Raw genomic sequence first — 18,884 nt, 5'->3', positions numbered from 1 at the left:
GCTTACTACCGTAGAGGATTCTGTCGGCCGAGCCAAATCGGCGTTGGAGTCCGTATTCCGGGCAAGCTCGAAGGACCCTACGGACCGGCTCCTACGGTGTCAAGTTGGGGCTGATCAGCGCCGGATCGACTCCAGGAGTTCGCCGCCGAGGCGGGCCACCGCCGTCATTGTCCCGCCGGTGCTGGGGCCTAGCGTCCGCGCCGACTCGTCGTCACCAGGCCCGCGTTGCGCATGACCGCCAGATGGCGGGAGACCTGGGGCGCGGACATCCGGGGTGACGACGAGGTACTGGATGAGGGACCGTCGGCCCACGGCGTGCGGGCCCAGCGGGTGCGGGCTGCCGAAGAGCGGGGGGAGGAAGGCGACGCCTCGCCCGGCGCGCGGATCGGTCGCGGTGGTCCGCCCGTCCGCGAGGATCCGGGGGCGGTATCGACCGACGGCCGTTCGCCGAAAGACAGGGTCAACCGGCCTCGCGCGGGTGCCCGTTCGCGTGCCCGGTCCCGTTCGGCCGGCTCGGTGGGGATGAGGGACCGCTGCCGCGGGCGGTGTCCGGGCGGAAGATCTCCAGGCCGCTGTGACGTATGGCTCATCGGGCATCGGGCATCGGGTCGAGCGAGTCCAGCTGAGTTCGCGCGCGATCGGTGCCGGGTGGTCCGCACCGGTGGGGGCTCGTGCCATCCGTGCCGCGTCGCGGGCGGGGGGCGGGAGAGGCGTACGGGGACGTGTTCCCTCAACACCTCCGACGGCTCCGGCCTCCGCTCCGGCGACGGCGACGGCGACGGCGACGGCGACGGCGACGGCGACGGCGACGGCGACGGCGACGGCGAAAAGCGGTAGCCGTCGACGGGCGCCCGCCGCTAAGCTCTGCCGCTTTGTGGTGGTGGTCCCGAGTACGGGAATCGGCGCGGGGAGAAGGCGATGCGGCAGGCGTCCGGGCTCTACCGGGCAGTTTCGGCCAGCGGTTTCCGGCGTTACGCGACCTATCGGATCGCGACGGCGGCCGGGATTTTCACCAATACCGTCTTCGGTTTCATCTTCGCCTACACGTTTATCGCCCTCTGGTCGCAGCGCCCGGGGCTCGGCGGCTACGACCAGGCGGAGGCGCTCACGTTCGTCTGGGTCAGCCAGGCGCTGATCGGCGCGGTGTCGCTGCTGGGCGGCGGATTCCAGGAGGAGCTGCAGGAACGCATCCGCACCGGGGACGTGGCCATCGACCTTTACCGGCCCGCCGATCTGCAGATGTGGTGGCTGGCGTCCGACCTGGGGCGCGGGGCGTTCCAGTTTCTGGGGCGGGGCGTGGTGCCGCTCGCGGTGGGCGCGGTCGCGTTCGAGCTGGCGCTGCCGACGCGGCCGGGGCCATGGGCGCTGTTTCTCGGCTCGGTGGCGCTGGCGGTCCTCGTCAGTTTCGCGATCCGGTATCTGGTGGCGCTCGCCGCGTTCTGGCTGCTGGACGGGTCCGGTGTGAACATGCTCGGCACACTGCTGGCCATCTTTTTCTCGGGGATGCTGCTACCGCTGACGGTGTTCCCGGGGGTGCTCGGCGAGGTGGCGCGCTGGCTTCCGTGGTCGGCGCTGCTCCAGGTGCCGGCGGATGTGCTGCTGGAGCGACACGAGGGGCCTCGGCTGGCCGGTGCGCTGGCGTTCCAGGCGGGGTGGGCGGTGGTGCTGCTCCTGGTGGGGCGGGTGGTGCAGTCCCTGGCGACGCGCAAGGTGGTGGTCCAGGGTGGGTGAGGGGCTGCGTGCCTACGGGCTGATCGTGGCGATGTGGATGCGGTCGGCGATGGCGTACCGGGTGTCGTTCGCGCTGATGACGCTGGGCAGCGCGGTGTCGTCGCTGCTGGATTTCGTCGCCATCCTGATCATGTTCGCGCACGTGGAGGAGTTGGGCGGCTTCACGGTCGAGGAGGTCGCGCTGCTGTACGGCACGACGAGCGTCTCGCTGGGGCTGGCCGATCTGTCGCTGGGGAATCTGGATCGGGTCGGTAGCCGGGTCAGGGACGGCACGCTGGATGTGTTGCTGGTGCGGCCGGCGCCGGTGTTCGCACAGGTGGCGGCGGACCGGTTCGCGCTGCGGCGGATCGGGCGGGTGGCGCAGGGACTCTTCGTGCTGGGCTGGGCGTTGGTCGGGCTGGAGCTGGACTGGTCGGTGGGGCGGGTGCTGCTGCTGGTGGTGATGGTGGCGGCGGGTGCGGTGATCTTCGGAGCGGTGTTCGCGATCGGGGGCGCGTTCCAGTTCTTCGCGCAGGACGCGGCGGAGGTGCAGAACTCGTTCACGTACGGCGGGAACACGCTGCTCCAGCATCCGCCGACGATCTTCGCGAAGGAGCTGGTGCGCGGGGTGACGTTCGTCGTGCCGCTCGCCTTCGTCAACTGGCTGCCCGCGCTGCGGCTGCTGGGCCGGGGCGATCCGCTGGAGCTGCCGGGATGGGTGGACTTCGCGTCCCCGGCGGTGGCGGCGGTGATGTGCGCGGTGGCCGCGCTGGTGTGGCGGGTGGGTGTGCGGAGCTATCGGAGTACGGGGAGTTGAGCGGTGTGGGCGAGGGTGACGGCGGCGAGGCGCTGATCGAGCTGGAGGGGCTGGAGAAGGTGTTCCAGGTCCGTCGTCGGCGGCGGGGCGGCGGGCTGCGGCGGGTGCGGGACGAGGTGCGGGCGGTGGACGGGATCTCGTTCCGGGTGGCGCCCGGGGAGATGGTGGGCTACATCGGGCCGAACGGCGCGGGGAAGTCCACGACGATCAAGATGCTGACGGGCATTCTGACCCCGAGCGGCGGGCGGCTGCGGGTGGCCGGATTCGATCCGTCGCGGGAGCGGACCAAGCTTGCGCGGCGGATCGGTGTGGTGTTCGGGCAGCGGACGACGCTGTGGTGGGATCTGCCGCTGCGGGATTCCTACGGTCTGGTGCGGCGGATGTACCGGGTGGAGGAGGCGCGGTTCCGGCGGAATCTGGACCGGTGCGTGGAGCTGCTGGATCTGGGGGCGCTGCTGGAGGTGCCGGTGCGGCAGCTCTCGTTGGGTCAGCGGATGCGGGGGGACATCGCGGCGGCGCTGCTGCACGATCCGGAGGTGCTGTATCTGGACGAGCCGACGATCGGGCTCGATGTGATCAGCAAGGCGAAGGTGCGGGGGTTCCTGCGGGACCTGAACGCCGAGTTGGGCACGACGGTGCTGCTGACGACGCACGATCTGACGGACATCGAGCAGCTGTGCCGCCGGGTGATGGTGATCGACCACGGACAGCTGATGTACGACGGGGCGCTGGCGGGGCTGCACGAGGTGGGTGAGAGCGAGCGGACGCTGGTGGTGGATCTGGAGCGGGAGCTGGCGCCGATCGAGGTGGCGGGGGCGCGGACGGTGCGGGTCGAGGGACCGCGGCAGTGGCTGGCGTTTCCGGCGTCGGCGAGCGCGGCGCCGTTGGTGGCGCGGATCGCGGAGGGATATCCGCTGGTCGACCTGTCGCTGCGGGAGCCCGACATCGAGGACGTGATCGCGCGGATGTACGCGCTGGGTGGGGCTGCCGGGGGCGAGGAGGTGGGGTAAACCCCCGGCCGGATACGGCGACGCGCACCATCGTGCGCGGATCCCGCTGAACGGCACTGTTGCGTGCGTACCTGACAAGGCGTTTCAGCAGCAGTAGAGGGGATCCGGTCGTGGCGACGGTTATGAGGGGGACTCGTACGGCGGTGGCCGCGCGGGCCGAGGGTGTGGTCAAGGCGTACGGAACGGGTGAGACGCGGGTTGTGGCGCTGGATGGCGTGTCGGTGGATGTCGAGCGTGGGGTGTTCACGGCGATCATGGGTCCGTCGGGGTCGGGGAAGTCGACGCTGATGCACTGCCTGGCGGGGCTGGACACGGTCACGAGCGGCCGGATCTGGGTGGGGGAGACCGAGATCACCGGGCTGGGGGACAAGAAGCTGACGAGGCTGCGGCGGGACGGCATCGGCTTCGTCTTCCAGGCGTTCAACCTGCTGCCCACGCTCAGCGCCGGCGAGAACATCACCCTCCCGATGGACATCGCCGGCCGCACACCCGACCCCGACTGGCTGCGGCGGGTCGTGGAGACCGTCGGTCTCACCGACCGCCTGCGCCACCGGCCCGGCGAGCTGTCCGGCGGCCAGCAGCAGCGCGTCGCCGTCGCCCGCGCCCTCGCCGCCCGCCCCGGGATCATCTTCGCCGACGAACCCACCGGCAACCTCGACTCCCGCACCGGCGCCGAGATCCTCGGCTTCCTGCGCCGCTCCGTCGACGACCTCGGCCAGACCATCGTCATGGTCACCCACGACCCCGTCGCCGCCGCCCACGCCGACCGCATCGTCTTCCTCGCCGACGGCCGCGTCGTGGACGAGATGCGCGAGCCGACCGCCGACCGGGTGCTGGACCGCATGCGCCGCTTCGACGCGCGGGGGAGGGCGGCATGACGGTCATGCGGACGTCCCTGCGGAGCTTCTTCGCGCACAAGGGACGCATGGTGCTGTCGGGCATCGCGATCGTGCTGTCCGTGGCGTTCGTCTGCGGAACGCTGATCTTCACCGACACGCTCAACAAGACGTTCGACACGTTCTTCGACGCCGTCTCCGCCGATGTGACGGTCGATCCGGCGGAGGAGGAGCACGCGCAGGACACCGGCCGCGAGGCGACGCTGCCCGCGGAGGTGGTGGAGCGGGTGCGCGCCGTCGACGGCGTGGAGCGGGCCGACGGGCTGGTCCTCACCGACGACGTCACGGTGGTCGACGCCGACGGCGACGACATCGGCGCCTCGGCCGGACCGACGTTCGGCGGCGACTGGGGCGCCGCCGCGCAGCGCACGATGGAGCTGGCGTCCGGCGAGGCGCCGGGCGGGCCGGGCGAGGCGCTCGTGGACGTGGACACGGCGGAGCGGCACGATGTGGCGATCGGCGACGAGCTGGAGATCATCGCGGTGCCGGGCCGGTTCCGGGTGGAGGTGACGGGCTTCGCGGAGTTCCGCAGCACGAACCCGGGCGCGGCGTACGTGCTGCTGGAGCCGGAGACGGCGCGGACCGAACTGCTCGGCGGGCCGGGGCTGATCAGCTCGATCGACGTGCTGGCGGCCGACGGCGTCGCCGACGACGAGCTGAAGCGCCGGATCGGGGAGGGCCTCGGCGCGGACTTCGACGTGGAGACGCGGGCGGAGAACATGGAGCAGATGAACGAGGACCTCGGCTTCCTCGACATCATCCGCTACGCGATGCTCGGCTTCGCGGGGATCGCGGTGCTGGTGGGCATCTTCCTGATCGTCAACACCTTCTCGATGCTGGTCGCGCAGCGGACCCGGGAGATCGGGCTGATGCGGGCGATCGGCGCCGGGCGGCGACAGGTGACCCGCTCGGTGCTGATCGAGGCGTTGCTGCTCGGGGTCATCGCGTCGGCGGTCGGCGTCGGCGCGGGCGTCGGGCTCGCGATCGGGCTGATGCGGCTGATGAGCGGGCTCGGGGTGAACGTGGACACGTCCGAGCTGACGGTGACCGCCACCACGCCGGCCGTCGGCGTCGCGGTGGGTGTGCTGTCCACGGTGGTCGCGGCCTGGCTGCCGGCGCGGCGGGCGAGTCGGGTGTCGCCGATGGAGGCGCTGCGGGACGCGGGCACGCCGGGGGACGTGGCGACCGGGAAGGTGCGGGCGGCGCTGGGTCTGCTGCTGACCGGCACGGGCGTGGCGGCGCTGTTCGAGGCGGGGTCAGCGGACGAGGCGTCGGAGGGGTCGCTCTATCTGGCGGCCGGTCTGCTGCTGACGCTGATCGGCGCGGTCGTGGTGGGGCCGCTGCTGGCGAGCGGTGTGGTGCGGGTGCTGAGCGCGGTCGTACTGCGGATGTTCGGCCCGGTGGGCCGGATGGCCGGGCGGAACGCGCGGCGCAACCCGCGGCGTACGGGGGCCACGGCGGGCGCGCTGATGATCGGGCTGGCGCTGGTCGGGTCGCTGTCGGTGGTCGGCTCCTCGGTGGTGGCGTCGGCGTCCGACCAACTCGACCGGTCGGTGGGCGCGGACTTCATCGTGGACACGACGTCGGAGCAGCTCATCACGCCGGAGGCGGCCGAGGCGATCCGGTCGACGCCGGGGCTGGCCCATGTCACGGACTACACGTCGGTGATGGTGGAGCTGACGACGGCGGACGGCGGGACGTCGGTGGAGGAGATCGTCGCGGCGGATCCGACGTACGCGGAGGATCTGCGGACGGACACGGTGGCCGGCGAGCTGTCGGCGGCGTACGCCCCGGACCACATGTCGGTGAGCGAGTCGTTCGCCGAGGACCACGGGCTGGTGGTGGGCGACGGGCTGACCGCGCGCTTCGTGGGCGGTGAGACGGTGACGCTGACGCTGGGCGCGATCACCTCGGAGGACACGGTCTTCGACAAGGGCGCGATGTATCTGAGCCAGGACACGGCGCGGGCGCATCTGCCGGCGGAGCTGATGCCGTTGAACGAGGTGATGTTCGCCAGCGCGGAGGAGGGCCAGGAGGCGGCGGCGTACGCGGCGCTGAAGGAGAGCCTGGAGCCGTTCCCGCAGTACGAGGTCTCCGACCAGGCCGACTACAAGCAGCTGCTGGAGGACGAGATCGGGGGGTTGCTGAACCTGGTCTACGGGCTGCTGGCGCTGGCGATCATCGTGGCGGTCCTGGGCGTGGTGAACACCCTGGCCCTGTCGGTCATCGAACGGACCCGGGAGATCGGGCTGATGCGGGCGATCGGCCTCTCGCGCCGCCAACTGCGGCGGATGGTGCGGCTGGAGTCGGTGGTGATCGCCCTCTTCGGCGCGCTGCTCGGCCTCGGCCTCGGCCTGGCCTGGGGGGCGACGGCGCAGCGGGTGCTGGCGCTGGAGGGCTTCGGGGTGCTGGAGATCCCGTGGGTCACGATCGCGGTGGTCTTCGCCGGCTCCGCGGTGGTGGGCCTGGCGGCGGCCCTCCTCCCGGCCTTCCGGGCCGGTCGGATGAACGTGCTCCGCGCGATCGCGACGGACTGAGATCCCCCGCCCACCCTCCCTTCACGGGGAGGGTGGGCGGGCTTTTTCGTTGGTGGGGAGGGCCGCAGGCCGAACCAGACCGCAGGCCGAACCAGACCGCAGGCCGAACCAGACCGCAGGCCGAACCAGACCGCAGGCCGAACCAGACCGCAGGCCCGCCCGGGCTTCGCCGGGCGGGCCCGCGGGCGCTTCGCGCGCAGCCCACCGACCGGGGCCGGGAAAGGGCGGGGGGTGGGGGCTACTTGCCGGTGGCCAGTTCGCGGCTGCGGTCGCGGGCCGCTTCCAGGGCGGCGATCAGGGCGGCGCGGACGCCGTGGTTCTCCAGTTCGCGGATCGCGCTGATCGTCGTGCCGCCCGGGGAGGTGACCGCCTCGCGGAGGGTCACCGGGTGTTCGCCGCTGTCGCGCAGCATCACGGAGGCACCGATCGCCGCCTGCACGATCAGGTCGTGGGCCTTGTCACGCGGCAGGCCGAGGAGGATTCCGGCGTCCGTCATGGCCTCGACCAGGTAGTAGAAGTAGGCCGGTCCCGAGCCGGAGAGCGCGGTCGCCGCGTCCTGCTGGGACTCGGGCAGCCGCATGGTCTTGCCGACGCCGTTGAAGATTTCCTCAGTGTGCGCGAGGTGTTCCTCGGTGGCGTGCGTGCCGCCGGAGATGACGGACATCGCCTGGTCGACCAGGGCCGGGGTGTTGGGCATCACCCGCACCACCGCGGTGCCCGGCGTGAGGCGGGACTCCACGGAGGCCGTGGTGATCCCGGCAGCCGCGGAGATGATCAGCCGGTCGGCGGGGATGTGCGGGGCCAGTTCGTCCAGCAGCGTGCCCATGTCCTGCGGTTTGACGGCGAGGATGAGGGTGTCGGCGGTCTTGGCGGCCTCGGCGTTGCTCACGATCTCCACGCCGTGCCGGGCCCGCAGCGCCTGGGCCCGGTCGGCCCGGCGCACGGTGGCCAGCAGGTCCGCGGGTGCCCGGCCGGCCCGGAGCATGCCGCCGAGCAGCGCCTCGCCGATCTTTCCGGTGCCGAGGACGGCGATCTTGTGGGTCATGACGCGGCTCACCTTGTCCGTGCGGAGGAAGAGGGAGGGGCTGTGCTGCGCTCATCCTCCCACGCGCCCCTCAGGCCGGATCGGCTCCCGGGGACGGCCGCCCGGTGTCACGCGGCTCGGCGCCGCGGCCCGGCCGGCGGCGGGGGTGTTCGACGGGGAAGCCGTCGTTGGCGTAGTCGCCGCGCGGTGTGGGCCGCAGGCGGCGGACGAGTCTGTTCAGGCCGCGCATGGTTTCCTCTCCTCCCCCGCGAGCGTCTCGGCCGCCTCCGCGACGGTGTACGGGGTCGGTTCGTGGAGAAAGGGCGCCACTTCGAAAAGACTCATGGCCTTGCCCCGGTGCACGGCGGAAGGCGGCTCACGCCGATCCGACGGCGAGCGTCGTACCCGCTCATCGCGACCCTTCCGTTCCCAGGCGGTGCCGCTTCAGGCTGGCAGCGCGCCGGGGGGCGTGTCAATCGGAGCCGACACATGTGGGGGTCCGCTCAGGGGCGTTCCCCGAGAGTCCCTAAGAGGTCGTGCGCCTCTTCCGCCGGGCGGGGTTCCGTGACCGCTTCGCGGTCAGCCGCAGGTGGCGCGTGAGCGCCTCGTCGTAGTCCATGCGCCGCAGCTTCTCGCCGGGCGCTTCCACCAGCGTGCGCAGCGCGTACGCCAGGAGCACGCCGACGAAGCCCACCACCTTGATGCTGCGGAACGCCGACTCGTCCACCGCGTTGTCGGCGGGCCGGGCGTACGCGGCCCAGGTGCGCATGAACGCCATGACCGCGCAGACCACGAACGCCAGCACCACGAGGGCGCGCAGCCACCCGGCCGTCCCGGAGTCGCGCAGCCCGAGGTAGCCGAGCCACAGCACCAGCGCGCCCGCCGCCGTCAGCAGGAGGGTCCCCACGGCCAGCCCGGCGCGGCGTACCGCGTAGCCGTCGGTGTGCTCGACCCACGAGGTGCCGTAGAACCGGATCGGGTCCGGCCGGGGTTCGTCGTCGGGTCCGTCGGGCCCGACGGGCCCGACGGGCCCGACGGTGCGTGGGGTCCGGGGGCTCTGCGGCTGCGAGGTGGACATGCGGTCGATTATGACCGGCGCCTTCCGGCCTCCCGACACCACCGCCTTCACACCGGCTTCGCACCAGCTTCGCACCGGCCCCGGCACCCGTCTCGGCGCGCGTCGTAGGCTGTCCCGGGTAGATGGGCACTTCGGGGGGCGCCATGACGGAGCACCGCGGCACGGCGGGCGGCGGTGCGCCGCCCGAGCGGCTCGGCGACTACGTGCTGGAACGGCGGCTGGGCAGCGGCGGCATGGGCGTCGTCTACCTCGCCAGAACCGTGGCGGGGCGGCAGTTGGCGGTGAAGGTGATCCGCCGCGAGTACGCCGAGGACCCCGGCTTCCGTGACCGGTTCCGGCGCGAGGTGGCGGCGGCCCGGCGCGTGAGCGGGGCGTTCACCGCGCCCGTCGTCGACGCCGACCCCGAGGGCGATCCGCCGTGGCTGGCGACGCTGTACGTGCCGGGCGGCTCGTTGACCGACCGGGTCCAGCACGAGGGCCCGATGACCGCGCGCGAGGCGGCCCGTGTCGGCGCGCAGCTCGCCGAGGCGCTCCAGGACATCCACCGCTGCGGGCTGGTGCACCGGGATCTGAAGCCGGGGAACGTGCTGCTCGCCAAGGACGGTGTGCGCGTCATCGACTTCGGGATCTCCCGGGCGCTGAGCGACAGCCACCGGCTGACGGAGCGCGGCGCGGTGCTGGGTTCGCCGCCGTTCATGGCGCCCGAGCAGCTCACCGGGGAGAGTGAGGTGACCACGGCGGCGGACGTCTTCGCGCTGGGCGCGGTGGTGGCGTTCGCGGTGACCGGGCACAGCCCGTTCGAGGCGGGCGGGCTGCCGGGCGGCGACCCGCTGGCGGTGGCGTACCGGGTGGTGCACGAGGAACCGGACCTGGGCGATCTGCCGGACTCGCTGCGCGATCTGGTGAGCCTGTGCCTCGCGAAGGACCCCGAGCGGCGGCCGGAGGTGTCCGCGCTGCTGCGGATGGCGGAGTGGGCGGACACCCGCGCGCAGGCGGCGGTGATCCGCGCGTCGCCGGTGTGGCGCGGCGGGCAGGCGGAGCGGCGTCAGGACGACACCCCGGCGCGGGCCACGCCGCGGGCGCGCCGTCGGCGACGCCTGATGATCGGCGCCGCGGCGCTGGCGGTGGCCGTGGCGGGGTTCGGGGGCTGGCTGGCCGGGGTCTCGAACACGGACGCGGACGCCGACGGCGACATGAGTGCGGGTACCGGGCCGCCCCGGGCCACGCCGGTCGAGCCGTGGGAGCTGGCCCTCCAGGACATCGGGGTGCGGGACGCGGCCACCGAGGGCTTCTCCTGCCGGCCGACGACCACGTACCTGCTGTGCTCGGCGGGCGGCGCGCTGGCCGTGGTGCTGGACCGGGACGGCACGGAGCTGTGGCGGCACACCGGTCCGCGCGACGCGATCGGCGGCCCCTCCGCCTTCACCACGGGCGGGGCCGTGCTGGTCCGCTCGGACAAGGGTGTCGCGACGTTCTCCGAGGCCGGTGACGAGCTGTGGGAGATCGACGCGCCGGAGCTGACCGGCGAGCTGCTGCGCGTGCGGGGCACGCTGGTGCTGCAGAACGGCGACAGCACGCTGCGGTTCTACTCCGTGGACTCCCCGGCGCAGGTCGGTGAGTGGTCGACGCCCGGTCGCTATCTCACCGAGGCGGTGAGCAGCGGCTCCTACGCGCTGGTGGAGAGCCGCACCGAAGAGACGGGGGCCGATCCGCAGTTGATGCTGCTCGACGCGGACGGCCGGGAGGCGTGGACCGCGCCGCGCCGCCCGCCCGCAGAGGTCACCGGCTATCTGGAGACGATCGGCATGGACCAGGAGGCGGCGTACTTCCAGGAGCTCGACGCCGATCTGCCGGTCGTGACGGCCGTCGTGCGCCTCGATCTGTCGGACGGCACGTGGACGCGCACCGAGCTGTCGCGGTCCGCCGATCCGCGCGGTGTGGTGGCGGACGGTGTCGTCTACGCCTCCGACACGGCGGGCGTGATCACCGCCGTGGACGCGGCGGCGGGCGAGGAGCTGTGGACGGCGGAGACCGGCATCGGGACGGCCTCGGAGCCGGCGGTCGCGGACGGCCGGCTGTACCTGTCGGACGGCGAGGGCCGGCTCTACGAGGTGAACGCGGCGGACGGCGAGGTGCTGCGGAGCGGCGAGGTCCACGCGGGCACGCCGGGTCCCGGCTCCGACGCCTGGGCGCCGGCCCCGGTGATCGCGGACGGCGTGGCGTACGTGGTGACCCTGGGGAACACGCTGTACGCCACGCCGCTGGACGACCTGCGGGAGCCGTGAGGCCCCCGGCCGGTCAGCCCTCCAGCTTGCTGACGTCCCGGACCGCGCCCTTGTCCGCGCTGGTGGCCATCGCCGCGTACGCGCGCAGTGCCAGGGACACCTTGCGGTCGCGGGCGACCGGCGCGTACCGGTCGGCGAGCGCCTCACGGCGGGCGGCCAGCTCGTCCTCGGGGACCAGCAGCTCGATGGCCCGGCCGGGGATGTCGATGCGGATCCGGTCGCCGTCGCGGACCAGGGCGATGGTGCCGCCGGCCGCCGCCTCGGGCGAGACGTGGCCGATGGACAGCCCGGAGGTGCCGCCGGAGAACCGGCCGTCGGTGATCAGCGCGCATTTGGCGCCCAGGCCGCGGCCCTTGAGGAACGCCGTGGGGTAGAGCATCTCCTGCATGCCGGGGCCGCCGCGCGGGCCCTCGTAGCGGACGACGACGACGTCGCCCTCCGTGACGCGCTTGGTGAGGATCGCGTCAACGGCCTCCTCCTGGGACTCCACGACCACGGCCGGTCCCTCGAAGGTCCAGATCGACGGGTCGACGCCGGCCGTCTTGACGACGCAGCCGTCCGCCGCGAGGTTGCCGTGGAGGACCGCGAGGCCGCCGTCCTGGGAGTAGGCGTGCGCGACGTCGCGGATGCAGCCGTTCCCGGCGTCGGTGTCCAGCGACTCCCACCGCTCGGACTGCGAGAAGGCGGTGGCGGACCGGACGCAGCCGGGGGCCGCGTGGAACATCTCGACCGCCTCGGGCGAGGGCGAGCCGCCGCGGATGTCCCACCGCTTGAGCCACTCGGCGAGCGAGTCGGCGTGGACGGTGTGGACGTCCTCGTTCAGCAGCCCGGCGCGGTGGAGCTCACCCAGGATGGCGGGGATACCGCCGGCCCGGTGGACGTCCTCCATGTGGTAAGCGCCGTTGGGGGCGACCTTGCAGACGCACGGCACGCGGCGGGAGACGGCGTCGATGTCGCTCAGGGTGTAGTCGAGTCCGGCCTCCTGGGCGGCGGCCAGCAGGTGCAGCACCGTGTTGGTGGAGCCACCCATGGCGACGTCGAGCGCCATCGCGTTCTCGAAGGCGGCGCGGCCGGCGAGGGCGCGCGGCAGGACCGTGGTGTCGTCCTGGTCGTAGAACCGCTTGGTGATCTCCACCACCGTGCGGCCCGCCGCCTCGTACAACGCGCGGCGGGCGGTGTGGGTGGCGAGCACCGAGCCGTTGCCCGGGAGGGCCAGGCCCAGCGCCTCGACCAGGCAGTTCATCGAGTTGGCGGTGAACATGCCGGAACAGGAGCCGCAGGTGGGGCAGGCGGCTTCCTCGATGCGCAGCAGGTCCTCCTCCGACGTGGTGTCGGCGACCGCCTCGGACATCGCGGAGATCAGATCCAGGTTGGAGCGGACCGTGCCGTCGACCAGCGTGGTCTTGCCGGCCTCCATCGGGCCGCCGGAGACGAAGACGGTCGGGATGTTCAGCCGCAGGGCGGCCATCAGCATGCCCGGGGTGATCTTGTCGCAGTTGGAGATGCAGATCAGGGCGTCGGCGCAGTGCGCCTCGACCATGTACTCCACGGAGTCCGCGATCAGGTCGCGGGACGGCAGCGAGTAGAGCATGCCACCGTGGCCCATGGCGATGCCGTCGTCGACGGCGATCGTGTTGAACTCGCGGGGGATGCCGCCCGCCGCCGCGATCGCCTCCGAGACGATCCGGCCGACCGGCTGGAGGTGGGTGTGGCCGGGGACGAACTCGGTGAAGCTGTTGGCCACGGCGATGATCGGCTTGCCGAAGTCCTCACGCGCTACGCCGGCGGCCCGGAGGAGGGCGCGGGCGCCCGCCATGTTGCGGCCGTGGGTGACTGTGCGGGACCTCAGCGTCGCCATGATCTTGTGTCCTCTCCTGGGGAGGCCGGTGCGGCTACCCGTCCGAGGCTACGCCTCCCGCCCGGCTTTCGGGACGCCGATACCGGGATGCGAGACGGCGCTCAGCCGGCCGCGGTGGCCTCCTGGCCGGCCGCGGACGCGGACGCGGGCGCCGGGGCCGGTGCCGGGGGCTGCTTTCCCGGCGAGGGCCGGAAGTACAGCACGAGCACCGGGACGAGGTACAGCGTCCACATCACGACCTGGAGGACGGTCGGGTCGGGCTGGAAGTTCACCGTGCCCTTCAGCAGGGTGCCGTACCAGCTGTCCGGCGGGATCTGTTCGCTGATGTCGAACGCCTTGGTGGACAGACCCGGCAGGAACTCGGCCTCCTGGAGGTCGTGGAAGCCGTACGCCAGGACGCCCGCCGCGACGACGATCAGCGCGCCGCCGGTCCAGGTGAAGAACGTGGCGAGGTTGATCCGCACCGCGCCCGTGTAGAACAGCCAGCCCAGCGCCACCGCCGTCAGGAGGCCGAGGACCGCGCCGATCAGCGGGTCGGTGCCGTTGCCCGTGGCGTCGACCGCCGCCCAGATGAACAGCGCCGTCTCCAGGCCCTCCCGGCCGACGGCCAGGAAGGCGGTGAGGACCAGGGCGCCGGTGCCGATGGCGAGCGCCTCGTCGAGCTTGCCGTGCAGTTCGGCCTTGAGGTGGCGGGCGGTGCGCCGCATCCAGAAGACCATCCAGGTGACCAGGCCGACGGCGATGATCGACAGACTGCCGCCGAGGAGCTCCTGCGCCTCGAAGGTGAGCTGCCGCGAGCCGAACTGGAGCGTCGCGCCGAACGCCAGGCTGATGGCGACCGCGATGCCGACGCCGGTCCACACCGGAAGCAGCGCCTCGCGTCGGCCGGTCTTCACCAGGTAGGCGATGAGGATGCTGACGACGAGCGCGGCCTCCAGTCCCTCGCGCAGCCCGATCAGGTAGTTGGCGAACATCAGGAGAACAGCCCCTTTCCCCACCAGTCATCGGTGTCCCGGACGCCGGGCGGGATCGCGAAGACAGCGGAACCGACGTGCTGGATGTACTCGTTGAGGACGTCCGCGCGGGCCAGCGACTGCTGGACCGGGACGAAGCCCGTCCTGGGGTCGCGCTGGTAGGCGAGGAAGAACAGGCCGGCGTCGAGCCGGCCGAGGCCGTCCGTCCCGTCGGTGAACGAGTAGCCGCGGCGCAGCATCCGCGCGCCGCTGTTGCTGTCCGGGTGGGCGAGCCTGACGTGGGCGGTGGGGAGCATCGCCTGGAGGTCGGGCTCGTCGCGCTCGCGCGTCCCGCCGATCGGGGCGCCCTCGCCCTTGTCCCGGCCGATGATCGACTCCTGCTCGGCGAGCGAGGTGCGGTCCCAGGTCTCGATGTGCATCCGGATGCGGCGCGCCACGAGGTAGGAGCCGCCCGTCATCCACTCCGGGCCGTCCGGCGCCGCGACCCAGACGTCCTGGCCGAGGGCGTCGGTGTCGGTGCCGGCGATGTTGCGGGTGCCGTCCTTGAAGCCCATGAGGTTGCGCGGGGTCTGGGCCTCGGGGGTGGTGGACGACGTCTTGCCGAAGCCGAGCTGGGACCAGCGGACGGAGACCTTGCCGAAGCCGAGCCGGGCCAGGTTGCGGATGGCGTGCACGGCGACCTGCGGATCGTCGGCGCACGCCTGGACGCACAGGTCGCCGCCGCTGCGGGCCGGGTCGAGGTTGTCGCCGGGGAAGCGCGGCAGGTCGATGAGCGCCTCGGGTCTGCGGTCGGCGATGCCGAAGCGGTCGGTGCCGTCCTTGGTGAAGAGGGTCGGGCCGTAGCCGATGGTGAGCGTGAGGCGGGACGGGGGCAGCCCGAGGGCCTCGCCGGTGTCGTCCGGCGGGGCCTCGGGCGTGCCGCCGGCCGCGCCCGCGCCGACGGTGGCGCCGGCCGTCATCAGCTCGGCGGCCCGCGACCAGTCCTTCAGCAGCTCGGCCAGCTCGGCCGGATCGTCGGTGCCGACGTCGAACGCGGCGAAGTGCAGGCGGTCCTGGACGGGAGTGGCGATCCCGGCCTGGTGGGCGCCGTGGAACGGCACCTCCTCGCCGACCGGTCCCGCCGTGTCCGTGCCGTCGCCGCCCACGGCCGCCGCGGCGGCTCCGGCGGCGCCCGCGCCGAGCGCGATGCCGGCGCCGCCCCAGCCGAGCAGCGCCCGCCGGGACGGGCTGCGCCAGCCGGTCTTCTCTTCCGTTCCGGCCCGGTTTCCGGTGCTCTCGGTGTCGCTCATGGACCGCCCTCCCGTCCTGTTGGATGCCGCCCGGTCCGGCTAGACGACCACGGCGGCGGCGAGGTTCGACAGCGGCTCCGCGAGGGCGTTGACCGCGTCGGAGAGCGTCCGGCGCTCGGCGTCGCCGACCGTGTCGTAGGAGACGAAGTCATAGGGGTCGTCGCTCTGGGTGTACTCCTCCAGGAGCACGTAGAGGTCCGCGAACGCCGCGTCCAGCTCCTCGGTGAGCTCGGAGTCGTTCTCGGCGGCGGTCGGCTTCAGCAGCAGGTACGCCTGCTCGGCGCCCTCCACGTTGGCCCGGAAGTCGACCAGGTCCGTGTGGCTGTACCGCTCCTCCTCGCCGGTGACCTTGCCGGTCGCCACCTCGTCCAGCAGCTCCTTGGCGCCGTTGGCCATGCTGGTCGGGGTGATCTCGGCGGAGCCGACGCGCCGCTGCCAGTCCTCCAGGTCGGTCACCAGCCGGTCCGCGAGCGCGCGGTCCTCGTCGGTGATCTCCTCCTGCTCCCACAGGGCCCACTCCAGCCGGTGCCAGCCGGTCCAGTCCTGGCCCTCCTCCAGGCCGTCCTCGCGGAGGTCGACCAGGGGGTCGATGTCGCCGAAGGACTCGGCGACCGGCTCGGTGCGCTCCCAGCCGATCCGGGAGATGGCGTAGGCGGCCCGGGCGGCCTCGATGTCGCCGGCCTCGACGGCGTCGCGGAACTCGTGGACCAGCGGCAGCGTTTCGTCGGCCTGGGCCTGCACGTAGGCGCGGTACTCGGCGACGGCGTCGGCCAGTTCGGGCGCGATCTCGGCCTCGGTGCTGTCGCCGGTGGCGGTCACGTCCTGGCGGATGCCGTCGCCGACCATGCCGGGCTTGCAGGCGATCTGGTACGAACCGGCGGAGACCTCGGCGGTGATGGTGGCGGAGGTGCCGGGGCCGATGTTCTCGCGCTCGGTCACGATCCGGTCGCCGGGGGCGTAGATGTAGACCTCGGTGACCTTCGAGCCGTCGTTCTGGATGGCCAGCTCCACGACACCGGCGGGGAATTCGGTCGCCGAGACCTCACAGGAGTCGTCCGAGGCGGTCACGGAGATCGTCCCCTCGCCCTCCGCGTCCGCGTCGCTCTGCTCGGTGCAGCCGACGACCGCGGTCAGGGCGACCGCGGTGACTATGACACCGGGGATGCGGGCCGCTCTCATATGTGCTCCAGACGTGAAGGCGCCACGATGTGGGTAAGGCGGCCCTAATTTAGCTGAGGCTTACCTAATACGTTTTCCGTCCGGCTGTGATTTGTCACACATCTGAGCGCTCCGGCCCGGGTTCCGGGCCGCGCTCCGGCCCATGCTCCGGGTCGGCGGGATGCGACGCGAGGAGCGGCAGCGGCCTGACCCCGGCGGGGAGCACGGCGGTCTGGGCGGCCAGGCGCGTGGCGCACAGGTCGGCGAGCCGGTCGTATCCCTCCTTGCCCATCAGCTCGGTCAACTCGGGGCGATACGTGACATACAGCGGCTCACTCGCGCCGTGCGCGGCGGGCGCGCCGGTGCACCACCAGTGCAGATCGTGACCGCCCGAACCCCAACCGCGCCGGTCGTACTCGCCGATCGACACGTACAGGAGCTGCTCGCCGTCCGGCTGTTCCACCCACTCGTACGTCCGCCGGACCGGGAGCTGCCAGCAGACGTCGGGCTTGGTCTCCAGCGGCTCGCGGCCCTCGCGCAGGGCCAGGGTGTGCAGCGAGCAGCCCGAGCCGCCGGGGAATCCGGGCCGGTTGAGGAAAATGCAGGCGCCCTCGTGGCGACGGGTGCGGCGTTCGCCCTCGTCGTCCAGCTCGACCCAGCCGCCCTCGCCGGTGCCCGCGGCGTGGAACTGCCAGGTCTCGGGCGTCAGCCGGGCGGCGTGCCCGGCCACCCGGCGTTCGTCGTCCTCGTCGGAGAAGTGCGCCCCGAGGGTGCAGCAGCCGTCGTCGGCGCGGCCGGCTTCGATGCCCTGGCAGCCGCGCCCGAAGACGCACTGCCAGCGGGAAGTCAGCCAGGTGAGGTCGCAGCGGAACACCTGCTCGGCGTCGGCGGGGTCGGGGAACTCGATCCACGCCCGCGCGTGATCGAGCGCCACCTCGTCCCCGGCCGCCCTGCGCCGCGCGCCGTCGAGCTGTTCGACGACCGTGACCGCCTTGGCCGGCTTGGCTGTTCTGCCCGGCTTCGCCCTCTTCGTCTTCGCCACACCGCCAGGGTAGAGGGCGGGGTAGCGTTGACGTTCATGAGGCTCGGTGTTCTCGACGTGGGTTCCAATACCGTCCACCTGCTGGTCGTCGACGCGCACCCCGGTGCACGCCCGCTGCCCGCGTACTCGCACAAGGCGGAGCTGCGGCTCGCCGAGTTGCTGGACGAGGACGGCGCGATCGGCGCGGAGGGTGTGGACCGGCTGGTGGCCACGGTCCGGGAGGGGCTGGAGGTAGCGGAGGACCAAGGCGTCGCGGAGCTGCTGCCGTTCGCGACGTCCGCGGTGCGGGAGGCGACCAACGCGGACGCCGTCCTGGCGCGGGTGGCCGAGGAGACCGGGGCGGAGCTCCAGGTGCTCTCGGGGGCCGAGGAGGCCCGGTTGACGTTCCTGGCGGCGCGGCGGTGGCTGGGCTGGTCGGCGGGGCGGCTGCTGATGTTCGACATCGGCGGCGGCTCGCTGGAGATCGCGCTCGGCGTGGACGAGGCCCCGGACGTGGCGGCCTCGCTCCCCCTCGGCGCGGGCCGCCTGACGGCGTCCCGGCTCCCCGGCGACCCGCCGTCTTCGGCGGACGTACGGTCGCTGCGGCGCGACGTGCGCTCCGGGATCGCGGGCGTGGTCGGCGACTTCGCCCGCTTCGGGACGCCGGACCGGGTGGTGGGCACATCGAAGACGTTCAAACAGCTCGCGAGAATCGCCGGCGCGGCCCGCACGGGCGACGGCCTGTACCTCCGGCGGGAGTTGAGCCGCCAGGACCTGCGCGTCTGGGGCCCGAAGCTGGCGGAGCTGTCCGTACGGGAACGCCGCGAGCTCCCCGGCGTCTCCGAGGGCCGGGCCCACCAACTCCTGGCGGGCGCGCTGGTGGCTGAGGCGACGATGGACCTGTTCGGCGTGGAAACCCTGGAGATCTGCCCCTGGGCCCTGCGCGAGGGCGTGATCCTCCGCAACCTGGACCACATGCGCCCCGCCTGACCGGCGGACGTGCCCGGCAGGCCACGAGGCCCCGGCCGGGCACGCGCCGCGGAACGGCGGTGGTCCCGGCCCGAGCCGACCCACGAGCACGGCCGTCAGGGCCGGAGCCACCACGGCGCCGACGACGCGCGGGTGACGGCGACCACGAGGCGAACGCGCCCGGACCGAACGACCCGGGACGCCGCCGAAGGGGTTCGGGCACCGCGGCCCGCGACCTGCCTCGGGATGCGGCGATCA

16 protein-coding genes are annotated in these 18,884 nt (G+C 72.8%); 7 read left to right on the top strand and 9 right to left on the bottom strand.

Annotated features, from left to right (window positions below):
• Window positions 1-188: 188 nt before the first annotated feature.
• The gene (locus OIE51_RS26990) at window positions 189-269 is read right to left on the bottom strand and encodes an ArsR family transcriptional regulator (protein ID WP_442812058.1); all 81 of its coding nucleotides are present in this window, start codon (window positions 267-269) and stop codon (window positions 189-191) included.
• A 649-nt stretch (window positions 270-918) separates the two neighbouring features.
• Here OIE51_RS26990 and OIE51_RS16485 point away from each other — a divergent pair.
• From OIE51_RS16485 to OIE51_RS16465, 5 genes are all read left to right on the top strand, one after another.
• A complete protein-coding gene (locus OIE51_RS16485) occupies window positions 919-1,731 on the top strand; it encodes an ABC transporter permease (protein WP_326598460.1) in 813 nt (270 codons plus the stop codon).
• A 31-nt stretch (window positions 1,732-1,762) separates the two neighbouring features.
• Window positions 1,763-2,527, top strand: a complete 765-nt coding sequence (locus tag OIE51_RS16480; protein WP_326600658.1) for an ABC transporter permease — start codon at window positions 1,763-1,765, stop codon at window positions 2,525-2,527.
• Window positions 2,528-2,532: 5 nt separating this feature from the next.
• Window positions 2,533-3,537 carry an ABC transporter ATP-binding protein gene (locus tag OIE51_RS16475; protein ID WP_326598459.1) on the top strand — a complete coding sequence of 335 codons (1,005 nt, stop codon included), beginning with the start codon at window positions 2,533-2,535 and terminating at the stop codon, window positions 3,535-3,537.
• Between the two features lie 122 nt (window positions 3,538-3,659).
• A complete protein-coding gene (locus tag OIE51_RS16470) occupies window positions 3,660-4,415 on the top strand; it encodes an ABC transporter ATP-binding protein (RefSeq protein WP_326598458.1) in 756 nt (251 codons plus the stop codon).
• Window positions 4,412-6,970 carry an ABC transporter permease gene (locus tag OIE51_RS16465; RefSeq protein ID WP_326598457.1) on the top strand — a complete coding sequence of 853 codons (2,559 nt, stop codon included), beginning with the start codon at window positions 4,412-4,414 and terminating at the stop codon, window positions 6,968-6,970. Before OIE51_RS16470 ends, OIE51_RS16465 begins: the two co-directional genes overlap by 4 nt.
• Before the next feature lie 238 nt (window positions 6,971-7,208).
• Here the strand turns inward: OIE51_RS16465 and proC are convergent, their stop codons facing one another.
• From proC to OIE51_RS16450, 3 genes are all read right to left on the bottom strand, one after another.
• Complete coding sequence (gene proC, locus OIE51_RS16460) at window positions 7,209-8,015, bottom strand: pyrroline-5-carboxylate reductase (protein ID WP_326598456.1); 807 nt, start codon at window positions 8,013-8,015, stop codon at window positions 7,209-7,211.
• 70 nt (window positions 8,016-8,085) lie between these two features.
• On the bottom strand, window positions 8,086-8,244 hold the full coding sequence (locus OIE51_RS16455; protein WP_326598455.1) for a hypothetical protein: 159 nt from the start codon (window positions 8,242-8,244) through the stop codon (window positions 8,086-8,088).
• A gap of 276 nt (window positions 8,245-8,520) precedes the next feature.
• Window positions 8,521-9,072, bottom strand: coding sequence for a hypothetical protein (locus tag OIE51_RS16450; protein WP_326598454.1), 552 nt, complete (start codon window positions 9,070-9,072; stop codon window positions 8,521-8,523).
• A gap of 143 nt (window positions 9,073-9,215) precedes the next feature.
• Between OIE51_RS16450 and OIE51_RS16445 the strand changes: the two genes are divergently transcribed.
• Window positions 9,216-11,357 carry a protein kinase domain-containing protein gene (locus tag OIE51_RS16445; RefSeq protein ID WP_326598453.1) on the top strand — a complete coding sequence of 714 codons (2,142 nt, stop codon included), beginning with the start codon at window positions 9,216-9,218 and terminating at the stop codon, window positions 11,355-11,357.
• A gap of 13 nt (window positions 11,358-11,370) precedes the next feature.
• Here the strand turns inward: OIE51_RS16445 and ilvD are convergent, their stop codons facing one another.
• From ilvD to OIE51_RS16420, 5 genes are all read right to left on the bottom strand, one after another.
• Window positions 11,371-13,215, bottom strand: a complete 1,845-nt coding sequence (gene ilvD, locus OIE51_RS16440) for a dihydroxy-acid dehydratase (protein ID WP_326598452.1) — start codon at window positions 13,213-13,215, stop codon at window positions 11,371-11,373.
• Between the two features lie 101 nt (window positions 13,216-13,316).
• The gene (gene efeU, locus OIE51_RS16435; RefSeq protein WP_326598451.1) at window positions 13,317-14,189 is read right to left on the bottom strand and encodes an iron uptake transporter permease EfeU; all 873 of its coding nucleotides are present in this window, start codon (window positions 14,187-14,189) and stop codon (window positions 13,317-13,319) included.
• On the bottom strand, window positions 14,189-15,478 hold the full coding sequence (gene efeB, locus OIE51_RS16430) for an iron uptake transporter deferrochelatase/peroxidase subunit (RefSeq protein WP_326598450.1): 1,290 nt from the start codon (window positions 15,476-15,478) through the stop codon (window positions 14,189-14,191). Before efeB ends, efeU begins: the two co-directional genes overlap by 1 nt.
• 39 nt (window positions 15,479-15,517) lie before the next feature.
• Window positions 15,518-16,657 (bottom strand): iron uptake system protein EfeO, encoded by a 1,140-nt coding sequence (efeO, locus tag OIE51_RS16425; RefSeq protein WP_326598449.1) that lies wholly within the window; start codon window positions 16,655-16,657, stop codon window positions 15,518-15,520.
• 94 nt (window positions 16,658-16,751) lie between these two features.
• Window positions 16,752-17,678 (bottom strand): hypothetical protein, encoded by a 927-nt coding sequence (locus OIE51_RS16420; protein WP_326598448.1) that lies wholly within the window; start codon window positions 17,676-17,678, stop codon window positions 16,752-16,754.
• Window positions 17,679-17,714: 36 nt separating this feature from the next.
• On the opposite strand from OIE51_RS16420, the gene OIE51_RS16415 reads away from it, so the two are divergent.
• The gene (locus OIE51_RS16415; protein WP_326598447.1) at window positions 17,715-18,647 is read left to right on the top strand and encodes a Ppx/GppA phosphatase family protein; all 933 of its coding nucleotides are present in this window, start codon (window positions 17,715-17,717) and stop codon (window positions 18,645-18,647) included.
• The last annotated feature ends 237 nt before the right edge of the window (window positions 18,648-18,884 follow it).

This window comes from Streptomyces sp. NBC_01803 (assembly GCF_035917415.1).
GTDB lineage: Bacteria > Actinomycetota > Actinomycetes > Streptomycetales > Streptomycetaceae > Streptomyces.
Note: the sequence above shows the minus strand (reverse complement) of the source record. Positions and strands in the feature narration are given on the sequence as shown.